Genomic DNA, 20,245 nt, shown 5'->3' on the forward strand with positions numbered 1-20,245 from the left:
CCGGCCGCCGAGTGGCGACGCTCGGCGCCGCGCGTGCAGCGGTCAGCCCGCGGCGATCATCCGCCACAGTCGGTCGCGTGACATCGGGAGCTCCTGGGGCCGGATGCCCAGCGCATCCCTGATCGCGTTCGCGAGGGCCGGGGCGACCGGGTTGTAGGGGGCCTCGCTCATGGACTTCGCGCCAAGCGGGCCGAGCTCGTCGAAGGTGTCGGCGAACAGCACCTCGGTGACTGGGATGTCGGAGAACTTGGGAGTGCGGTAGTTGCGGAACGCGTCGGTGATCACGCGGCCCTCGCCATCGAGCATCATCTCTTCGTAGAGCGCGGTGCCGATCGCCTGAGCGGTGCCGCCCTCGATCTGGCCGCGCAGCTGCTCCGGGTTGAGCACCGTGCCGGCATCCGCCGCCTGGATCGACCGCAGGATCTGCACCTCGCCGGTCGCCTCGTCGACGGCCACCTGGAAGGCGTGCACGTTGAACGCGACGGAGCGCGGTGTGCCGTCGTGACTGCCGTCTGCGATCAGGGGTCCGGCGGCGACCAGCTCGGCGGCGGTGACGAGGCGGTCCCCGACGCGCACGCCACCGGGAACCACGCCGGCAGCTTCATCGCGCAGCGACTCGTCGTGGCGCTCGGCATCGACCAGGCGCAGCGCCCGCTCGCGCATGGCGGCGGCGAGCTTGTGCGAGGCCGCGAGCAGCGCCTTCCCCGCGACGACGACTCCCGCCGAACCGAAGGCGCCCGTGTCGTAGCGGGCGACATCGGTGTCTGACTGCCGGATCCGCACGCGATCCGGTGTGGTGCCCAGCGCCGAGGCCACCAGCTGCCCGTGCACCGTGGTCGTGCCGTTGCCGAACTCCGCTGTGCCCACGCCGATCGAGTAGTCGCCGTCCGCGAGCAGTTCGACGGTCGTGTCGGCGAAGTGCCCCCGCGGCGGCATCGTCGCGATCATGGCGAGCGCCACCCCCGTGCCGAGGCGCCAGCGCGGGCCGCTCGGCGGGGTGAGGCCGCCCGGCGTGCGCAGGGCATCCTGCACCAGGTCGAGGCACTGGTCGAGACCGTAGCTGTTGCCGTAGCCCAGGTCGGTGACCTCGCCGGGGTCGACGACGACCATCGGCTCCCCGGGCGTGATGACGTTGCGACGGCGGAACTCGAAGGGGTCGAGCCCGCAGCGGCGGGCCAGCTCGTCCATCGCCGACTCGATGGCGAAGATCACCTGGCCGAGGCCGTAGCCGCGGAAGGCGCCGGAGGGGAGGTTGTTCGTGTAAACGGACTGCGCATCCACCCGCTTGTTGGGCGCGCGGTACACGCTGACGGACTCATGCACGCTGTGGTACATGACGCCGATGCCGTGGTTGCCGTAGGCGCCGGTGTCCATCAGCTGGTCGACCGCGAGGGCGGTGAGGCGGCCCTCGGCATCGGCTCCCGCGCGCACGGTCACGCGCATCGGGTGGCGAGTCGGCGCGATCGTGAACTCGTCCGTGCGGGTGAACTCGTACTGCACGGGCCGGCCCAGCCGAAGCACGGCGAGGGTCACGATGTCCTCCGTGAGCAGCTCCTGCTTGCCGCCGAAGCCGCCGCCGACGCGAGCCGTGAACACGCGCACGTGGTCGGGGTGCAGCGCGAAGACGTGACAGATCTCGTCGCGCACGAGGTACGGCACCTGGCTGGAGGTGCGCAGCACGAGGCGCCCGTCGCGATCGAGCCAGCCGCGGGTCGCGTGGGTCTCGAGCGAGGCGTGGCTGACCCGCTGGGTGCGCCAGGTGCCCTCCACCGTCGCCGCGGAGGTGGCGAGTGCGGCCTCCACGTCGCCCGTCTCGCCGTGCATCTCGGCGACGGTGTTGCGCTCGGGGGCGGCGATCCGGCTCTCCATGCCTTTGTCGGCATGTAAGAGGGGCGCCCCCTGGGCGCGCGCCTGCTCGGGATCGAACACCGCGGGAAGCAGCTCGTATTCGACGACGATCCGCTCCGTCGCCAACTGCGCGGTGCGCACCGAGTCGGCCACGACGGCGGCGACACGCTGGCCGCGGAACCGGAGCACCGGGTCGAGCACGAGCGTGTCATCCGGGTCGTCGTTGCGGCTCTCGTGCCGCCCCGTCGAGAACAGGGTGGCGGGGGAGTCGAGGTGGGTGAGGACCAGCTCGACGCCGGGCATCGCCTCCGCGGCGCTCGTGTCGATGGAGACGATGCGCGCGTGCGGGTGCGGGCTGCCGAGTACGGCGAGGTGCAGGAGTCCCGTCGTCGTGTGATCGAGGGTGTACTCCTCGCGCCCGGTCGCGACACGCATGCCCGCGGGCGCCCGCACGGAGTGGCCCGTGGCCTCGCCGGTCGGGGCGGTCTCGGTGTTGGTGACCCCGCAGATCGCGTCGTGGATGGAGCGGTAGCCGGTGCAGCGGCACAGATTGCCCTTCAGTAGCCGCGGCAGGTCATCCCGGTCGGCGTCGCTGAAGGTCGACGCGGTGACGATCATGCCCGCCGTGCAGAACCCGCACTGGAACCCGGCGGCCGCCACGAACGCCTGCTGCAGGGGGTGCGGATGATCGGGCGAACCCAGCCCCGCCACCGTCGTGACCGATCGTCCCTCCAGCCGGTGCGCCGGGTAGATGCACGAGTGCACCGCATCGCCGTCGACGAGCACCGAGCAGGCGCCGCAGTCGCCCGCGTCGCAGCCCTTCTTCACCTCGTAGTGCTCGTTCTCGCGCAGGAGCGTGCGGAGCACCTGCCCCGGCTCGACCTCGACGTCGAGCGGCGTGCCGTTCACCTCGAACCTCATGCGGCCCCTCCCAACTCCTGCCGGATCTCCTCCGCGAAGAGCGTCGACACGGCGCGGCGCCAGTCGGGCGAACCGTGCGGGTCGTCGTACCACTCCTCGATGCGGCTCATCGCGTCGGCAAGAGCCCGCTCGCTCGGCACCTCGTCGAAGCGCAGTTGAACGGGCCGCGGCGTGCCCGCGGTGATCGTGATCACCGTCTCGCCGTCAGCGCCCCGCCGGCCGGTGACGAGGGTCCCCGAGCGGCCGAGCGGCGAGAGCGCGATCCGCCGGAACGCCGTGCGTGAGCGGAGGGCGGCCGTGCGAACCTCGAGGGCGCGCAGCACCTCGCCGGGGGCGAGCCGTGTGACGCGCACGTCGGTCACGAACTCGGTCACGGGCATCCGCCGTTCACCGCCGTCGGCGGTCCAGATCACCGCGGTGGCATCGAGCGTGCTCATGAGCGAGGTCATGGCGCCCGCCGGGAGGGCGAGCGCGACGTTGCCCCCGACGGTCGCGACGTTCCAGATCTTCCACGACGCGAGCAGCGAGTCGGCGCAGAGCGCGATGAGGGGATGCGCGGCCCAGCCGTCGTGCGCGGGCAGGCGCGTGAGCTCGGCGATCGTGCAGGTCGCGGCGACGGTGAGGAGGTCATCCGTCACCGTGAGCGGCTCCCAGCCCAGCGCGGTGAGGTCGACCAGGCCGGTCAGCCCCTCCTGCGGCTCGGAGAACAGCCAGGTGCCGCCGCCCAGGGGCCGCTCGCCGGGCGCGAACGTCACCTCGTCACGGGTGGCCGGCACCCGGATCTGCTGCACGGTGATGAGGTCCATATGTTCATAGAGTCAACATCAGGGATGTGACGGACGTGTTAACGCGGTCGGGGATACTTGGAGGCGTGGCGCGCGACGACGACGAGGATGAGGCCCTCCGCTGGGACGAGGGGGATGACCACACGCACGCCCTCGCGCGTCCCGCCCGCACCCCGGCGCAGCCCCGCACCCCGCCCCCGCCGCGGGCAGACGCCGACGCCGGGGCAGGCGGAGACGCAGGCGGCGACGCAGGCGCGGGCGCAGGCGAACGGGCTGACGCCGATGCCGACGCCGAGGCGGAGGTCGATTTCGCTCCGGTCGCCTCCTCCATCCTGCTCGTCACGCTCGGCATCCTCGGCGGCGTCTACCTCCTCTACACGATCGGCTGGATCGTGTCGCTGCAGCGCCTCGTCTACGCCTCCGGCAGCCCGCTCGACGATGCGGCCTTCGCGGTCGAGCAGTACCTCGCGGTCGTCGCACCCGCGCTGTGGTTCGGTCTCGCGCTCGCGCTCACCCGCGGCAGGGCCGCGTACCAGCGATTGCTCTGGCTCGTGGGCGGTGCGCTGCTGCTCATCCCGTGGTCGTTCGTGGTGGGGAGCTGAGATGACGACACCCGCCCCCGCACGCCCGCGCTACAGCTGGCCCTCGCGCGCCGTCGCGATCGCGTTCGCGCTGCTCTACGCCTACGTGCTCTGGTCGGCGATCGGCAACCTGATCCTGCTGCCGACCATTCTGGGCGCCGACTCGACGCCGTGGTGGCTGCTGGTGCTCGACGTCGCGCTCCCCGCGGTCGTGTACGCGGCGGCGTTCCTGCTCGGCCGGCGACGCGGCCTCGGAGTGCGCGCGCTGCTGTTCCTCGCGGGCCTCGCGCTGCTGGCCTGCGTCGCGATCTCCTCGGTGGAGCTGGCGCCGCTGGTGTGAACCGTGCGGCGCCGTCGGCCACGGCCACGGCCACGGCCACGGCCCCGCTCTCGCGGCAGCGCCTACGCCGGTACCGAGGTGACGCCCACCACCACGACGAGCACGATGAGCGCGAGCTGCGCGATCAGACGCGGCCAGAACGGGATCGCCACCCGCCCGAAGCGATCCCGGTGCTCCGCGGCGTAGGCGTTCGCCGGGAACACGGCCACAAGGAACACGCTGAGCGCGAGGGCGGCGGCGAAGCGCGTGGCGGGGATGAGCATCCCGACGCCGCCCGCGATCTCGCAGATCCCCGTGAACCAGACCAGGCGCAGGGGAGTGGCCACGCGCGAGCGACGCAGGCGTGGCGGGATCATGGCCGCCATGCCGTGCGTGACGGCGGGGATGAAGTGCACGATGCCCATGCCGATGAACAGGAGGGCGATGAGCACGCGGACGACGACGATGGCGGACGCGAGGGCGGGAGGCATGACCCTATATTGCGCCCCGGGTCGTCGCCGCGTTCAACCGCCTCACGCTCGCGCACTAAACTCGCAGGGGTTGCGCCGCAGGTTCGCACCCATTCCCACCAAGCTAAGGACTCGATTCGTGGCCAAGCCGGTCGTGCTCATCGCCGAAGAACTCTCGCCCGCTACCGTCGAGGCCCTCGGCCCCGACTTCGACATCCGGTCCGTCGATGGCACCGACCGCCCAGCGCTGCTGGCGGCGCTCGCCGACGCCGACGCGATCCTCATCCGCTCCGCCACCCAGGTCGACGCCGAGGCGATCGCCGCGGCGAAGCAGCTGAAGGTCATCGCGCGCGCGGGCGTCGGACTCGACAACGTCGACATCAAGTCGGCGACCGAGGCCGGCGTCATGGTCGTCAACGCACCCACCTCCAACATCATCTCCGCCGCCGAGCTCACGGTCGGCCACATCCTGAGCCTCGCCCGCCACATCCCGGCGGCCCACGACAGCCTCGCGGCCGGCACGTGGAAGCGCTCCAAGTACACGGGTGTCGAGCTCTACGAGAAGACGATCGGCATCATCGGCCTCGGCCGCATCGGCGCCCTCATCACCGCGCGTCTGCAGGCCTTCGGCATGAACGTCGTCGCCTACGACCCCTACGTCACGAGCGCGCGTGCGCAGCAGCTCGGCGTCACCCTCCTGGGGCTGGATGACCTGCTCGCCCAGTCCGACTTCATCACCATCCACATGCCCAAGACCCCCGAGACCACCGGGATGATCGGCACCGAGCAGTTCGCCCGCATGAAGCCGACCGCGTTCATCGTCAACGTCGCGCGCGGCGGGCTCATCGACGAGGACGCGCTCTACGCGGCGCTGAAGTCGAAGCGCATCGCGGGCGCCGGGCTCGATGTGTTCGTGAGCGAGCCGCCCACCTCCTCACCGCTGCTCGAGCTGGAGAACGTCGTGCTCACCCCGCACCTCGGTGCGTCGACCGACGAGGCGCAGGAGAAGGCGGGCGTGGCGGTGGCCAAGTCGGTGCGCCTCGCGCTCGGCGGCGAGCTCGTGCCCGACGCCGTGAACGTGGCGGGCGGGGTCATCGACCCGACCGTGCGCCCGGGCATCCCGCTCATGGAGAAGCTCGGTCAGGTCTTCGCGGGTCTCGCCGACAGCCCGATCACAAGCATCGACGTGGAGGTGCGCGGCGAGATCGTCGCCTTCGACGTGAGCGTGCTGAAGCTGGCCGCGCTGAAGGGCATCTTCTCCAACATCGTCAGCGAGTCGGTCAGCTACGTGAATGCGCCGCTTCTCGCGGAGCAGCGCGGGGTCACCGTGCGGCTCGTCACCGACGCGACGAGCGAGGAGTACCGCAACCTGCTCACGATCCGCGGCGCGCTGAGCGACGGATCGCAGATCTCGGTGTCGGGAACGCTGACCGGCACGAAGCAGATCCAGAAGATCGTCGAGATCAACGGCTACGACGTGGAGGTCCCCTTCGCGGAGCACCTCATCGTGATGCTCTACACCGACCGTCCGGGCATCGTCGCCCTCTACGGCAAGGAGTTCGGCGACGCCAACGTCAACATCGCGGGCATGCAGATCGCGCGCCGCACGGCCGGCGGCCAGGCGCTCAGCGTGCTCACAGTGGACTCGATCGTGCCCGAGGGTCTTCTCGAGAAGGTGCGCGTCGCGATCGATGCGGCCCTCATGCGCGAGATCGACATCGTCGACTAGCGCATGAGGGCCGGTTCGACCGGCTACAGCGTGGGGTCGTCCGGCGTCACCGAGGTGCGTCGCTGCGCGACCTGCTGGCCGTTGGCGTCGACGCCGGTGTGCACGGTGGTCACCGACTGACGCTTGCGGAACATGAAGATCATCCCGATGAGGAACACGATCACCCCGGCACCCATCAGGATGTAGCCGATCAGGTGCAGGTTGACGACCGAGTTCTGCAGGTTGACGGCGAAGGCAAGCACCGCGCCGATGACGAACAGGACGATTCCGGATCCAATACTCATGGTGTCAGGGTGGCCGTGTCGCGTTCGCGGCGGCAAGGGGTTGCATTTCGCGCGAAAAGCGGGAGCTGTCCCCGGCGGTACTGTAAATGCATGCCACAGAACCACAGCATCGCAGTCATTGCCGGCGACGGGATCGGCCCCGAGGTCATCGCCGAGGCGGTCAAGGTGCTGCACGCGGTCGCCCCGGAGGGGGTCCGTTTCAACACCACCGACTACCCCTTCGGCGCCGCGCACTACCTCGCCTCCGGCAGCATCCTCGGTGACGACGACCTCACGGCGCTCGCGACGCACGACGCGATCCTCCTCGGCGCGGTCGGCGGAGATCCGCGTGACCCCCGCCTCGCGGGCGGCATCATCGAGCGCGGACTGCTGCTCAAGCTCCGCTTCGCCTTCGACCACTACGTGAACCTCCGGCCGACGACGCTGTATCCCAACGTCGTCTCGCCCCTGGCCGCCCCCGGCGACGTGGATTTCGTCGTCGTGCGGGAGGGCACCGAGGGCCCCTACGTGGGCAACGGCGGGGTCATCCGCGCGGGCACGCCGCACGAGATCGCCACCGAGGTCTCCATCAACACCGCCCACGGCGTGGAGCGTCTCGTGCGGTTCGGCTTCGAGACGGCGGCGAAGCGTCGGGGCCGTCTGACACTCGTGCACAAGACCAACGTGCTCACCAACGCGGGCGGGCTCTGGCAGCGCACGGTCAACGCGATCGCCGCCGAGTACCCCGCGGTGAGCGTCGACTACCTGCATGTCGATGCGGCGACTATCTTCCTGGTCACGAATCCCGCTAGATTTGACACGATCGTCACAGACAACCTCTTCGGCGACATCCTCACCGATCTCGCGGCCGCAATCAGCGGCGGCATCGGACTGGCAGCCTCGGGCAACATCAATCCGGATGGCACCTTCCCCAGCATGTTCGAGCCGGTCCACGGATCCGCGCCCGACATCGCCGGGCAGCAGAAAGCCGATCCCACCGCTGCGATCCTCTCCGTCGCCCTGCTTCTCGATCACCTCGGGTATGCGGATGCGTCGGCCAGGGTCGCGGCGGCGGTGACCGCCGATCTCGCTGAGGGTTCGCCCACCCCGCGCACCACGGCCGCGGTCGGCGACGCGATCGTCGCCCGGCTGGCGCAGAATTAGTTCACCGCTTCGAGAGAGAACCGCACATGCCCATTCAGTTGCAGATGGCCACGCCCGATCTGATGTTCCAGACGATCAGGAATGAGAACGCCAAGTCGCCCGAGGAGCGCGCGAAGATTCTCGCCGACCCCGGCTTCGGCAAGTACTTCACCGACCACATGGTCGACATCTGCTGGTCGGAGCGGGGCGGCTGGCACCGTCCCCGCGTGCAGCCCTACGGCCCGATCGCGATGGACCCGGCGGCCGCCGTGCTGCACTACGCGCAGGAGGTGTTCGAAGGGCTCAAGGCCTACCGTCACGTGGACGGATCGATCTGGACCTTCCGCCCCGAGATGAACGCGAAGCGCATGCAGCGCTCGGCCCGCCGTCTCGCGCTTCCCGAGCTGCCCACCGAGTACTTCCTCGACTCGCTGCGCCAGCTGATCGCCGTCGACAAGGAGTGGGTGCCGTCGGCCCCCGAGACGAGCCTCTACCTTCGTCCGTTCATGTTCGCCAAGGAGGCGTTCCTCGGCGTGCGGCCCGCCGCGAAGGTGAACTACTACCTCATCGCGAGCCCGGCGGGCGCCTACTTCAGCGGCGGGGTCGCGCCGGTCTCGATCTGGCTCTCCACCGACTACTCGCGCGCCGGCCGCGGCGGTATGGGCGCGGCGAAGACCGGCGGCAACTACGCCTCGTCCCTCGTCGCGCAGCAGGAGGCCTACGAGAACGGCTGCGCGCAGGTGCTCTTCCTCGACTCCGAGGAGAGCAAGTACCTGGAGGAGCTCGGCGGTATGAACGTCGTGCTCGTCTACAAGAACGGCACGCTCGTCACGCCCGAGTCCAGCAGCATCCTCGAGGGGGTCACCCTCGACTCGGTGCTCCAGCTCGCCCGGGACAGGGGGCTCACCACGGAGCGCCGCCGCGTCACGATCGACGAGTGGCGCGAGGGCGTCGCGAGCGGCGAGATCACCGAGGTGTTCGCCTGCGGAACCGCGGCCGTGATCACCCCCATCGCCCAGCTGAAGGCGGCCGACTTCACGGTCGGCGACGCGGACGCGCCCGCGGGCGAGCTGACCATGTCGCTGCGCAAGGAGCTCACGGATATCCAGTACGGTCGGCTTCCCGACCCGCACGGATGGATGACCCGCCTCGATGCCTGAGCGTCGACCCACCCCCCTACCCGTAAGGTTCACAGCGTGAAGATCGCCCGTTTCAGCACCGACAGCGACCCCCGATACGGGATCGTCGATGGCGACGACCTCGTCGTCTTGAGCGGTGACCCCATGTTCAGCGGGTTCAGCACCACCGACGAGCGCGTGCCGCTCGACTCGGTGAGGCTGCTCGCGCCGGTCATCCCTCGTTCGAAGATCGTCTGCGTCGGGCTCAACTACCCGGAGCACAAGGACGAGATGGACATGAAGAGCCCGGAGGCTCCGCTCCTGTTCCTCAAGCCGAACACCGCGATCATCGGGCCGGGCGACGCGATCCAGATCCCTCCCGTCGAGGGGCGGATCGTGCACGAGGGTGAGCTCGCGATCGTGATCGGCAAGATCGCGAAGCAGGTCAAGGCGGAGGACTACGCCGACTATGTCTTCGGCTACACGATCGCCAACGACGTCTCGGCGCGTGACCAGATGTTCGCCGACGGGCAGTGGGCCCGGGCAAAGGGATACGACACCTTCTGCCCGATCGGACCGGTCATCGAAACCGAGCTCGACTGGCGCGGCCTCGAGATTCAGAGCTACGTGGACGGCGAACCGCGCCGTCACGGCAACACGGGCGACATGATCCACACCGTCCCCGAGATCATCGCCTACGCCTCCGACGTGTGGACCCTGCTGCCCGGCGACCTGATCCTCACCGGAACGCCGGCGGGTCTGGGCGGCTTCGTGGACGGTCAGACCGTCGACATCACGATCGACGGGATCGGTACGCTCAGCAACCCCGCGCGCAACCGACCGACCGTCGGGTGACCTCCGCGCCAGACGCCCGGCGTCCCGCGCCCTGGACCGTGCTTCCGGGCGTGTGCGTCGCAGGGGCGGCGGCGGCCCTGGCGTTCGGGGTGCACCAGGTGCTGCCCGGTGTGCCGTGGCTGACCGCCGCGCTCGTCCTCGGGGTCATCGTGGGCAGCATCCCACCCCTCCGACCGGTGCTCGGCGGCGTGCTCGAACCCGGTCTCGACCTCTCCGCGCGGCGCCTCCTGCGGCTCGGGATCGTGGTGCTCGGACTCCAACTGAGCCTCACCGACATCGCATCCCTCGGCTGGCCCGAGATCATCGTGATCGTCGTGCTCGTCGTCGTCAGCTACTTCTTCACGCTGCTCATCGGGAGACTGTTCCGCCTGCCCGGCGACGAACCGGTGCTGATCGCCGCGGGGTTCTCCATCTGCGGGGTATCGGCGGTGGGGGCGATGAGTGCGGCACGGGCATCCGACCCTCGCGACACGGCGACGCCGACCGCGCTGGTGACGCTCTACGGCACGGCGGCGATCGTCGTGCTGCCCGCCCTCGCCGGTCTCCTCGGCTTCGACCCGGTGCAGTTCGGCCACTGGACCGGCGCGAGCGTGCACGACGTGGGGCAGGTCGTGGCGACGGCGCAGACGGCGGGGGCGATGGCGCTCGCCGCCGCGGTGGTCGTCAAGCTCACCCGAGTGCTCATGCTCGCGCCGATCGTCGCCGTCACCGCGGTGCAGACACGGCGGCGCGGGGTGGCGGGGGGCGCGCGTCCGCCCGTCGTGCCGCTGTTCATCGTGGGATTCCTGGCGCTCGTCGCCGTGCGCACCTTCATCCCGCTGCCGGCCGGTGTGGTCGCGGTGGGCGCCACGGTGCAGTCCGTGCTGCTCGCGATGGCGCTGTTCGGGATCGGCGCGTCGCTGCGGGTTGAGCAGCTCGTGCGCTCGGGCGGGCGGGCGGTGGCGGCGGGCGCGGTGTCGTGGGTGGTCATCCTGGTGCTCGATCTCGGGGTCGTCGCCGTCGGGCGCCCGTAGAATTGACGGCGATGTCTCTTCCCTTCTCCACCGCAACCGGCCCTGACGTTCGCGTGCGGTTCTGCCCCTCGCCCACCGGAACGCCCCATGTCGGGCTCATCCGCACCGCGCTGTTCAACTGGGCCTACGCCCGGCACACCGGCGGCACTATGGTGTTCCGCATCGAAGACACGGATGCGGAGCGCGACTCGGAGGAGAGCTACCTGCAGTTGCTCGATGCCCTGCGCTGGCTGCGCATCGACTGGGACGAGGGCATCGATGTGGGCGGACCGCACGGCCCGTACCGCCAGTCGCAGCGCACCTCCATCTACCTGGAGCTGATCGAGCGCCTGAAGGCCTCGGGTCACCTCTACGAGAGCTTCGCGACGGCGGAGGAGATCGAGGCCCGCAACCTCTCGCTCGGCCGCGACCCCAAGCAGGGCTACGACAATTTCGAGCGCGATCTGACGGATGCCCAGCGCGAGTCCTACCGCGCCGAGGGCCGCACCCCGGCTCTTCGGCTGCGCGTGCCCGACACCGACCTGAGCTTCGACGACCTCGTGCGCGGACCGATCACCTTCCCGGCCGGTTCCTTCACCGACTTCGTGGTGGTGCGGCCGAACGGCGCCCCCCTGTACACCTTCGTGAACCCGGTCGACGATGCGCTCATGGGCGTGACCCACGTGCTGCGCGGCGAGGACCTGCTCTCGTCGACCCCGCGCCAGATCGCGCTCTACTCGGCGCTCATCGAGATCGGAGTGACCGACGTCGTGCCGCGCTTCGGCCACCTGCCCTACGTGATGGGGGAGGGCAACCGCAAACTGTCGAAGCGCGACCCCGAGTCGAACCTGTTCCATCACCGCGACCGCGGCTTCATCCCCGAGGGGCTCGTCAACTATCTGGCGCTGCTCGGCTGGTCGCTCACCCACGATCGCGACGTGTTCTCGATCGATGAGATGACGGCCGCGTTCGATGTCACGAACGTGAACCCCAACCCCGCCCGCTTCGACGTGAAGAAGGCCGAGTCGATCAACGGCGACCAGATTCGCCTGCTCAGCACGGAGGACTTCGCCTCGCGGCTCGAGCCGTACCTCGGCGAGCTGATTCGCACTGACGACGACCGCGCCCTGCTCGCCGCCGCCGCACCCCTCGTGCAGGAGCGCATGCAGCTCCTCGGTGAGGCGCCAGGGTTGCTGGGCTTCCTCTTCACCGACGACGAGCAGATCCGCTGGGACGAGGATGCCCTGCCGGGCGGTGACGCCGTCACCATCCTCGAGGCGTCCCTCTCGGCCCTCGCCTCCGTCTCCGACTGGGCCGCGGCTCCGATCGAGGCCGCGCTCCGCGCTGCGCTCATCGACGGGCTTCAGCTCAAGCCGCGGAACGCGTTCGGCCCGCTGCGCACGGCGATCTCGGGTCGTCGCGTCAGCCCGCCGCTGTTCGAGTCGATGGAACTGCTCGGCAAGGCCTCGACGATCGCCCGCGTCGCACGCCTGAGGGCGCACCTCGGCTCCTAGCCGCGGCCTGCGCGCGTGGCTCTGACGGGCCGTCGGGGGACGCCCGTCCGACCTCGGTTTGGGACGACGACGGGGCGTGCGTTAGAGTAACTAGTCGGCTCGGCCACGGCTGAGACGGTGGGGTATGGTGTAATTGGCAACACGGAAGATTCTGATTCTTTTGTTCTTGGTTCGAGTCCAGGTACCCCAGCACTGAATCGCTAGAGTTCTCTAGGAAGTCCGGCTCCCTCCTCACTCCCTCGAGTGGCCCGATCTGGCGTCTAGTGACCAGATTGGTGACCAGAAACCCCCGTGGAGTACGTTTCGCGGTCGTCTCTGCTGATGCGGTACGCACTCGCCCCCGCTCATTCGCATGGGTACGAGCTACGCACCTGTCTGGCATGGAAGCTCATGCACACATCGAGGTCGAGCCCGCGTTCCTGACCCAGGCCGAGGTCGCCGTCCTGCTCGGCGTGCCCGAGCGCACGCTGGAGGGCTGGCGGCTCATGAAGTCCGGGCCGCCGTGGCTGAAGCTCGGCAGGCACGTCAAGTACGACCGCGACGACGTGCTCGCCTGGGCGAGGGAGCAGCGTCATGGCTAGGCCGAAGATCGCGGCGGGCGAGGTCGGGCAGGTGCAGGTGACACAGCTCGCGAACCGGAAGTGGCGGGCGCGCGCCCGGATGCGCGACGACTCCGGTGAGCTGGTGCAACTCCGCGCCGAAGGCGCTACCGAAGCTGCGGCCCGCGAGGAGCTGATGTCTCGCGCGAAGGCACAGACGACGCACACGAAGGCCATCGTCACTGCCGGATCAACCATCGCGGAGGCGGCGGAGGCCTGGCTGCCGACGGTGAAGGTGCGCGCTGAGAACGGCACGCTGTCGTGGTCGACGTATGAGAACTACGAGACCACCATTCGTCTCACGCTCGTCCCCGTCTGTGGTGGCATTGCGCTGGAGGCGCTCACGGTCGGCCGCTGCGACCGGATCATTCAGAACCTTCTCGCCAACCGGGGCGTGTCGTCGGCGCGGAAGGCGCGCTCGGTGCTGTCGCTCATCTGCGGGTTCGCCGTGCGCGACGACGCGATCCCGACGAACCCGGTGCGCGACGTCACCCGGCTGCCGACGCCGGAGAAGAAGACCGCGATGCTCACCCCGCAGCAGATCGAGGCCATCCGCGACCTCATGACCCACTGGCGCGAGGCGGAAGGCATGGGGCCGCGCCTGAACTGGCGGGCGCTCGTGGATGGCATGGACATCATGCTCGGCACCTCCGCCCGCGTGGGGGAGTGCATCGGCCTGCGCCGCTGCGACGTGGACATGACCACCGCTCCGCCGACGATCCTGATCGACGGCACCGTGATCCAGAACAAGGTGCAGGGCGTCAAGCGCAAGAACGCGCCCAAACGCACCCGACAGCGTCGTCGTGTCGCGCTGCCCGCCCTCGCGGCCGACGCGGTGCGACGCCGGCTTGCGCTCGCGGAGAAGGGACCGGAGGCGCTGCTGTTCCCGACGAAGACCGGCAAGCCGATGAGCGTCTCGAACTACGAGCGGCTGCTGCGCTCGTTCATCGACGACAACAGTGACGAGCTTGTGCGACTCGGGGTCAAGGTCGATGAGTACTCGACGCACATCTACCGTCGCACCACCGCGACCCTCGTGGAGCGAGCGGCGGGGCTCACGATCGCGTCGAGGTTGCTCGGGCACGCGAACGAGATGGTCACCCGCAACAGCTACGTCATTACGGCCGAGCAGGTCGACGTCGTGACGGCCGACATCCTCGACAGCATCCTTGGGCCGAGATGAACAAGCAGAGCGTAGAAGCAGACCGCAACATCTAGTGGTCGATGGGGTATGGAGCTACTATATGAGCATGATCCGCGGAACCAAACCGGTCACGCATCGGCAGGAAGCGATGGTGGTTCGGATTCCCGACCGCCGCGCCAGAGGTTCTGACGCGGTGGTGTTGAATCGACACCACCGCGCTCGTGCCCACAGGATCGGGGGGCGCCGATTCGGCACCCCCACGGTGGTGCCAATATGGCACCACCGTGGTTAGGCAGACTCTGCACCACCACGGTCCCGCAAACTCTGCGGGACCAACCGCCGATGCCGTCGCGGTGGTGGCACGTTGCCACCACCGCAGCCTGCGCCGATCCCGGCGCCTCGAAGACCAGGGCGTACGGTCCCGGTAATTTTCCGGCACCGTACGAATACCAGCGGTGCAGCACGGAGGCTCGGCTCGTTCTCGATGCTCAGGCCGGCGCGATGGCGTACAGGTCACACTCGACCGGTATGAAGGCCCGGCGGCACCTCGCGACGACCCGGGTGCCGGCCACTGCGAGTGACTTCGCCGTCCGGACGTCATGGACGTCCGGACGTCATGATTCCCGGCGGATCACGGCCCCGCCGTCGCCAACGTGCGCGGTCACTCGATCACAGAGATACATCGCGACGCCGCGGCCCCGGCCTGACCGAACGCCGCGCACGAGCCTCGCGAACCGCACCGCGACAAGCTCCTCCGAAACGGACACCGCCCACCCAGCACATCCGCCACGCCGTTCGCTGCCATCTCGATTCCAACCCATTGATGGACGTATGCCACCGCCGGTGGGGCGTGCGCACCTCCCTCATGAGACGACTCGTGAGGAGGCCCAGCGTGAAGGGCGGCGTGATCCTGTTCCGCGGGACAGGCGCGGCCGCGCGCCGGTACCTGGAGTCCGACAGATCCACCGCGGACGAGTACTACCTGGAGGGCGGCACGGCTCTTGCGGAGTTCACCGTCACCGACGCCGCGGGCGAGATCATCGAGGCGCGCACGCTCAACCCGGAGCAGTACGCCGCATGGGTGGACTGGGTGAACCCGATCAGCGACACATCGATGGGAACCCCGCGCGGCGCGGGCGAGGGCATGCGGGGTTCGCCGCGGTTCGCGGAGATGGTGATCAACGCACCGAAGTCCCTCTCCATCGCCGCCGCCCTGCACCCGGAAGTCTCCGACGCGCTCGACGCCGCGCAACAGGACGCTGCTGCGGAGATCCGTCGGTGGCTCGCCCAGCACTCGGTCACCCGGATCGGGCCTCGGCACGCACGAGAGGTCGTGCCGGTGCAGCAGTTGCAGACCGTCGCCGTCGCGCACAAGACCAGCCGTGCCGGTTACCCGCACCGGCACATCCACTTCCAGATCGGTACCCGCGTCTACGCCGCGGGGAACTGGCGCGGCCTGGATACCGCAGCACTTTTCAAGCAGCAGGGCGCCATCCGCGCCCTAGGCACCGCGATCATCGCCGCGCACCCGCAACTCGCCGCAGTACTCGACAAGCACGGCCTCACGCTCGACCCGGCAACCGGCGAGGTCGCGGAGCTGGAGCCGTTCAACGCGGTGATGTCGAAGCGGGCCACGCAGGTCGAACGCAACCTTGCCCGGTTCGAAGCCGAATGGGAACAGGCGCATCCCGGCGAGGAACCGGGCCCTGTGGTGCGGGCGCGCTTGAAAGCGAAGGCGTGGGAGCACGAGCGACCGGGGAAGAAGCCGACGGTGCTCGGTAGCGAAGCCGGATGGCGCGCGGAGCTCGAAGACGCCGGCTACAGTCCGAACACGCCGCGCGTGCAACGCCCTGCACCGATGGCGCTTGACGAGCTGCACGTCGAAGAAGTCGCATCACGCGCATTGGACCGGTGCGCGGCAGGCAGCTCGGCATGGACTGTGCACACGCTGCGCGAGCACGTCACCCGCATCACCACTAAGCACGGCGTGCACGCCACACCCGAGGAGCTGCGGGAGTTTGTACAACTCGCGACGCAGCTCGCAGCATCGGATTGCCTCTCCGTCCTCCCACTTGGTGCGCCGATGCCGGAGCACGTCGCGCATCTGACATCGCTGCGCGTCGTCGCGGCCGAGACGGAACTGCGCGACCTACTCACCGCGCGCGCGGTGGACTCCAATCAGCGCATCCCGGATGTACATGAGTTTGCGGTGCTGGCGGGACTGGATGATGACCAGGAGCGGGCGGCCGCCGTCGTCGCATCCGTCAACCCGCTCGTCGTGGTCGAAGGTGCCGCGGGGTCGGGTAAGACCACGATGCTCAAGACGGCCATCGCTGCCGCAGCCGTGGAGGGCCGCGGGACGCGGGTCGTCACGCCGACGAAGAAGGCCGCCGACGTCGTCGCCCAGGAACTCGGCATCCCCGCCGACTCCGTGGCCGCGCTCGTCTACACGCACGGATTCCGGTGGAACAGCGACGGCGTGTGGACGCGTCTCAAGCCCGGCGACGCCGATCCCGAGACCGGGAGCACCTACCGCGGCCCGGCGCAGGAGGCGCGGCTCGCGCGGGGTGAGCGGATTGTGGTTGATGAGGCGGGGATGCTCGACCAGGACTCCGCTCTTGCCTTGCTGCAGGTTGCGGACGAGTCCGGGGCCACCGTGGCGCTCGTCGGAGACCGTGCCCAGCTCCCCGCGGTCGGCCGCGGAGGCGTACTCGACGTCGCTACCCGCCTTACTTCGGCCGTCGCGGACATGACGAGCCTGCACCGCTTCACCGACGACGCCTACGCGGAACTCACTCTCGAGCTGCGGTACAGCCGTGACCCCGCGACAATCTTTGACCGCCTCAACGAACTTGGGTTGATCGCTCTGCATGACACCGACGACGACGTGCTGGCGGCCATCGCGAAGACCACGAGCACGGCGGACGCGATCACCACGGCAACCAACGACGAGGCCCGGATGCTGAACGAACGTATCCGCGCCGGGCGCGTGGATCGCGGCGAGGTTGATGAGTCGCGGACAGTGTTCGGCAGCGACGGCCTCCCGATCGGGATGGGGGATGTGATCCAGACTCGCCGCAACGACAGCACGCTCGGTGTCGCGAATCGGCAGACCTGGAGCGTGCAGCACGTGGGCGACGATGGCGCGCTGAGCATTGTGGAGACCGTCAACGGCCGGAAGCGGCAGCGCACCGTGACACTGCCCGCGGAGTACGTGACCGAGGATGCGCACCTGGCTTATGCGGTCACCGCCTACGGTGTCCAGGGCACGACCGTGAACGCTTCGCACACGGTGCTCGCTGACGGGCTCGACGCCGCCGGTGTCTACGTCGGCATGACCCGCGGCCGCGAGGCGAACACCCTGCACATCGTCGCCACCGACCTCGACGACGCGAAGCAGCAGTTCGTCGACGCGCTCGCCCGAGACCGCGCCGACCGCGGCCTGGAAGACGCCACCGCACGCGCCCGCGAGGCCGTCGCGGACCTCGTTGCGGACGGGCCTATGTCCACCGTGAGCGCGGAGCGCGACCGGATCATCGAGCGGATCGCGAAAGCTGATGCGGAGCGAGAGCACTGGGTGTCGGCAGCCGCCAGATTGCACGACCAGTCCGAACGGCATAAGGCCGAATACGAGCCGCAGCGCGAGCTGGCGGAAGCCGCGGACGCGAAGGCAGCTGCGGTACTCACGGACGTTGTGGAGTCGCTGACACAGGAAGCAGTCGCCGATGGCGCCGCGTTCCTGGCTGCGCAGCGGGAAGCAATCGCTGCACGCCGGGCGAAGGAGAGCGCGTCTCGGTTCCGCAAGCGCTTTGCCACCCGCACCGCGAACGACGCAGACACCCGCCGCAAGGAGGCAGAGCGGGCCGTGCATGACCGGTGGCAGAGCACTCCGCACAGCGAGAGTGGACTGTCCGCGTGGGCTGAGGCGGTCGCCCAGCGTGAAGCCGACCACATGCCCGAGGCCGTTGGAGCACGCGCGGAAGCCGCGCAGGCCCGCCAGATCGTCAGCGAGATGACCGAGAGGCAGTCGCGCGAGCACATGGCGCTGTATGAGCGGGTACTAGGAAACCGGCGTCCGAGCGCGGTTGCTGCGAGGGTGAAGGCCCTGCGCGAGCAGGTGACGCAGGATCGCCGCTACCTCGCCCAGCTCGATGCGCTTCCCCCAGATGAAGCGGTCAAGCTCGTCCACGAGCGCGCTGCCCAAGACGAGGCTCAGCGCCTTGCGGCCGAGGAATCCCGCAGAGCGGCGGAAGTGCGGGCGACGCGGCTCGACGCCCCGGCGTTTGAACGGAACCGAGGTCGCTCCCCACATCGCGACGGGCCGTCACTGTAGTCGCGGCGCGGGAGCTGAGCTGAGCTGAGCTGAGCTGAGCTGAGCGAGACTAAACCGGGAGAAACCGGCCAAAAGATGGTTCCGCCGATAGGCTCTGAGATATGACCACGATCGAACTCGTCAAGGCGGTGCCCTCGTGAGTGAGCCCTGGCTGTCTGCCGACGACATCGCCGCTCACCTGGGCGTCACCAAGGAGACGGTCTACGTCTGGATCGCTGACAAGGGGATGCCCGCGCACAAGGTGGGGCGTCTGTGGAAGTTCCAGGCCTCCGAGGTCGATGAGTGGGTGCGTGGAGGAGGTGCCTCCACCCACATCAGCGAGACCTGACGCGAGTGCAACTGAGTGTCGGGGGCAAGTCGTATTTTGTACAACTTGCCATTTTCGGAGTCGAGAAGAGGAAGGAGACATCGTGACGGCGAAAGGCGACGATGAGAAGCGGTATGCGCTGTCCTTCACAAGCGGCGCGCTCCTGACTCGGGAAGCAGTTGTCGCGGCCCCTCTCTACCAAGCGACTCGGGACTGGACGGCGGTTCGCAAACTCATTGGCGAGGACAATCTCCTCCAGGCCCGCACGGTCTCATCAGGTGTCCGGCTGGCAAGGGAGGTTGCTCAGCGACTCACTGTGCTCAGCGACGATGAGTTGGAGCTTCTTGTGGACGCGAGTGCCACGGAACGTGGATACCTGATGTGGGCCGCTGCGTGCCGTCGATACTTGTTCGTCGGAGAGTTTGCCGAGGACGTTCTGCGTGAGCGGTTCCTGCTGCTCACTCCGACGTTGACCTACGACGAGTTCGATGGGTTCGTGCATAGTAAGGCGTTGTGGCATCCCGAGCTAGGGGAGCTGAAGGAGTCCACCTTAAAGAAGCTCCGCGCGGTGGCATTCCGGATGCTCGCCGAGGCAGGCCTACTGAGCGACAATGGTGACATCCTCCCTGCCGTGATCTCGGGGCGCCTCCTCGATTGCTTCGATGCACGTGAGCCCAGCGATTTGCGGTTCTTCCCGACAACTCAGGGCGGTGCACGATGACGCCGGGCGAACTCAGTCGCCAGGAGGAGCACCTGTTCGCGGTGCTCAGCGGCAGGCGGTTCCTCAACATGGAGGGCCTGAGCAACGAGGCGCCCTTCTTCATCTACCCGTATCCGCCCGAGCACGCGCTCGACGTGGCGAAAGCAAAGAAGCGCATCAAGACCCGGCTCGCGACTGAGAAGGGCATCCAGGTCCGCGAGGTCAACCTCTACGACCTGTCGATGGAGATCCTCAAGGAGCGCGGCGACTGGGACGAAGTCCTGGAGATCGAGCCGACGGTGGACAAGGCCGAGTTCACCGAGGTGCTGCGGTCGATGCTCAATCCCCAGCAGCACCTGGCCCCGGCGATCGCCGCGAAGATCGCCGACGGAGGGTTCGACATCTTCTTCCTCACCGGCATCGGTGAGGTCTTCCCGTATATCCGGTCGCACAACGTGCTGAACAACCTGCAGAGCGTCGTGACCGGCAGGCCCATGCTTATGTTCTTCCCTGGCCGCTATGAGCAGTCCGACACGCTGGGATCGTCCCTGGTGCTGTTCGGTCGGCTGAAGGACGACCAGTACTACCGCGCCAAGAACATCCTGGAACAGGAACCGTGACCGC

The 20,245-nt window shown here is 68.8% G+C and carries 18 protein-coding genes and 1 tRNA gene; 15 read left to right on the forward strand and 4 right to left on the reverse strand.

Annotated elements, in window-relative coordinates; genetic code table 11:
- Positions 1-42 precede the first annotated feature (42 nt).
- Both G3T37_RS08765 and G3T37_RS08770 read right to left on the reverse strand, forming a co-directional pair.
- Positions 43-2,769: a molybdopterin-dependent oxidoreductase gene (locus G3T37_RS08765; protein WP_163473170.1), complete on the reverse strand. Its 2,727-nt coding sequence runs from the start codon at positions 2,767-2,769 to the stop codon at positions 43-45.
- Complete coding sequence (locus tag G3T37_RS08770) at positions 2,766-3,575, reverse strand: FAD binding domain-containing protein (RefSeq protein WP_163473172.1); 810 nt, start codon at positions 3,573-3,575, stop codon at positions 2,766-2,768. Before G3T37_RS08770 ends, G3T37_RS08765 begins: the two co-directional genes overlap by 4 nt.
- 65 nt (positions 3,576-3,640) lie before the next feature.
- Here G3T37_RS08770 and G3T37_RS08775 point away from each other — a divergent pair, with 65 nt between their 5' ends.
- A complete protein-coding gene (locus G3T37_RS08775) occupies positions 3,641-4,156 on the forward strand; it encodes a hypothetical protein (RefSeq protein WP_163473173.1) in 516 nt (171 codons plus the stop codon).
- 1 nt (position 4,157) lies between these two features.
- Complete coding sequence (locus G3T37_RS08780) at positions 4,158-4,475, forward strand: hypothetical protein (RefSeq protein ID WP_163473175.1); 318 nt, start codon at positions 4,158-4,160, stop codon at positions 4,473-4,475.
- Positions 4,476-4,537: 62 nt separating this feature from the next.
- On the opposite strand, the gene G3T37_RS08785 is transcribed toward G3T37_RS08780, so the two are convergent.
- Positions 4,538-4,945, reverse strand: coding sequence for a DoxX family protein (locus G3T37_RS08785; protein WP_163473177.1), 408 nt, complete (start codon positions 4,943-4,945; stop codon positions 4,538-4,540).
- Between the two features lie 118 nt (positions 4,946-5,063).
- Between G3T37_RS08785 and serA the strand changes: the two genes are divergently transcribed.
- Positions 5,064-6,653 (forward strand): phosphoglycerate dehydrogenase, encoded by a 1,590-nt coding sequence (gene serA, locus G3T37_RS08790; RefSeq protein ID WP_163473179.1) that lies wholly within the window; start codon positions 5,064-5,066, stop codon positions 6,651-6,653.
- 23 nt (positions 6,654-6,676) lie between these two features.
- On the opposite strand, the gene G3T37_RS08795 is transcribed toward serA, so the two are convergent.
- Positions 6,677-6,937, reverse strand: a complete 261-nt coding sequence (locus G3T37_RS08795; protein ID WP_163473181.1) for a DUF6458 family protein — start codon at positions 6,935-6,937, stop codon at positions 6,677-6,679.
- A gap of 90 nt (positions 6,938-7,027) precedes the next feature.
- Here G3T37_RS08795 and G3T37_RS08800 point away from each other — a divergent pair, with 90 nt between their 5' ends.
- The 12 genes from G3T37_RS08800 (at position 7,028) to G3T37_RS08855 (ending at position 20,241) form a co-directional block, all read left to right on the forward strand.
- Positions 7,028-8,080 carry a 3-isopropylmalate dehydrogenase gene (locus G3T37_RS08800; RefSeq protein ID WP_163473183.1) on the forward strand — a complete coding sequence of 351 codons (1,053 nt, stop codon included), beginning with the start codon at positions 7,028-7,030 and terminating at the stop codon, positions 8,078-8,080.
- A 62-nt stretch (positions 8,081-8,142) separates the two neighbouring features.
- Positions 8,143-9,219 (forward strand): branched-chain amino acid aminotransferase, encoded by a 1,077-nt coding sequence (locus tag G3T37_RS08805; protein WP_241732357.1) that lies wholly within the window; start codon positions 8,143-8,145, stop codon positions 9,217-9,219.
- A 36-nt stretch (positions 9,220-9,255) separates the two neighbouring features.
- Positions 9,256-10,032: a fumarylacetoacetate hydrolase family protein gene (locus G3T37_RS08810; protein ID WP_163473185.1), complete on the forward strand. Its 777-nt coding sequence runs from the start codon at positions 9,256-9,258 to the stop codon at positions 10,030-10,032.
- Positions 10,029-11,045 (forward strand): putative sulfate exporter family transporter, encoded by a 1,017-nt coding sequence (locus G3T37_RS08815; RefSeq protein WP_174247756.1) that lies wholly within the window; start codon positions 10,029-10,031, stop codon positions 11,043-11,045. Before G3T37_RS08810 ends, G3T37_RS08815 begins: the two co-directional genes overlap by 4 nt.
- A gap of 11 nt (positions 11,046-11,056) precedes the next feature.
- Positions 11,057-12,538, forward strand: a complete 1,482-nt coding sequence (gene gltX, locus G3T37_RS08820) for a glutamate--tRNA ligase (RefSeq protein WP_163473186.1) — start codon at positions 11,057-11,059, stop codon at positions 12,536-12,538.
- 118 nt (positions 12,539-12,656) lie between these two features.
- A tRNA-Gln gene (locus G3T37_RS08825) sits at positions 12,657-12,728 on the forward strand.
- Positions 12,729-12,918: 190 nt separating this feature from the next.
- Complete coding sequence (locus tag G3T37_RS08830) at positions 12,919-13,119, forward strand: helix-turn-helix transcriptional regulator (protein ID WP_163473188.1); 201 nt, start codon at positions 12,919-12,921, stop codon at positions 13,117-13,119.
- Complete coding sequence (locus G3T37_RS08835; RefSeq protein ID WP_163473190.1) at positions 13,112-14,320, forward strand: tyrosine-type recombinase/integrase; 1,209 nt, start codon at positions 13,112-13,114, stop codon at positions 14,318-14,320. Before G3T37_RS08830 ends, G3T37_RS08835 begins: the two co-directional genes overlap by 8 nt.
- An 853-nt stretch (positions 14,321-15,173) precedes the next feature.
- Positions 15,174-18,614, forward strand: coding sequence for a MobF family relaxase (mobF, locus tag G3T37_RS08840; protein ID WP_163473191.1), 3,441 nt, complete (start codon positions 15,174-15,176; stop codon positions 18,612-18,614).
- Between the two features lie 136 nt (positions 18,615-18,750).
- A complete protein-coding gene (locus tag G3T37_RS08845) occupies positions 18,751-18,942 on the forward strand; it encodes an excisionase family DNA-binding protein (RefSeq protein ID WP_163473192.1) in 192 nt (63 codons plus the stop codon).
- A gap of 82 nt (positions 18,943-19,024) precedes the next feature.
- Complete coding sequence (locus G3T37_RS08850; protein WP_338401225.1) at positions 19,025-19,642, forward strand: DUF1819 family protein; 618 nt, start codon at positions 19,025-19,027, stop codon at positions 19,640-19,642.
- On the forward strand, positions 19,639-20,241 hold the full coding sequence (locus G3T37_RS08855; protein ID WP_163473195.1) for a DUF1788 domain-containing protein: 603 nt from the start codon (positions 19,639-19,641) through the stop codon (positions 20,239-20,241). The genes G3T37_RS08850 and G3T37_RS08855 overlap by 4 nt, the downstream gene beginning before the upstream one ends.
- The last annotated feature ends 4 nt before the right edge of the window (positions 20,242-20,245 follow it).

This window comes from Galbitalea soli (genome assembly GCF_010686725.1).
Lineage (GTDB): Bacteria > Actinomycetota > Actinomycetes > Actinomycetales > Microbacteriaceae > Galbitalea > Galbitalea soli.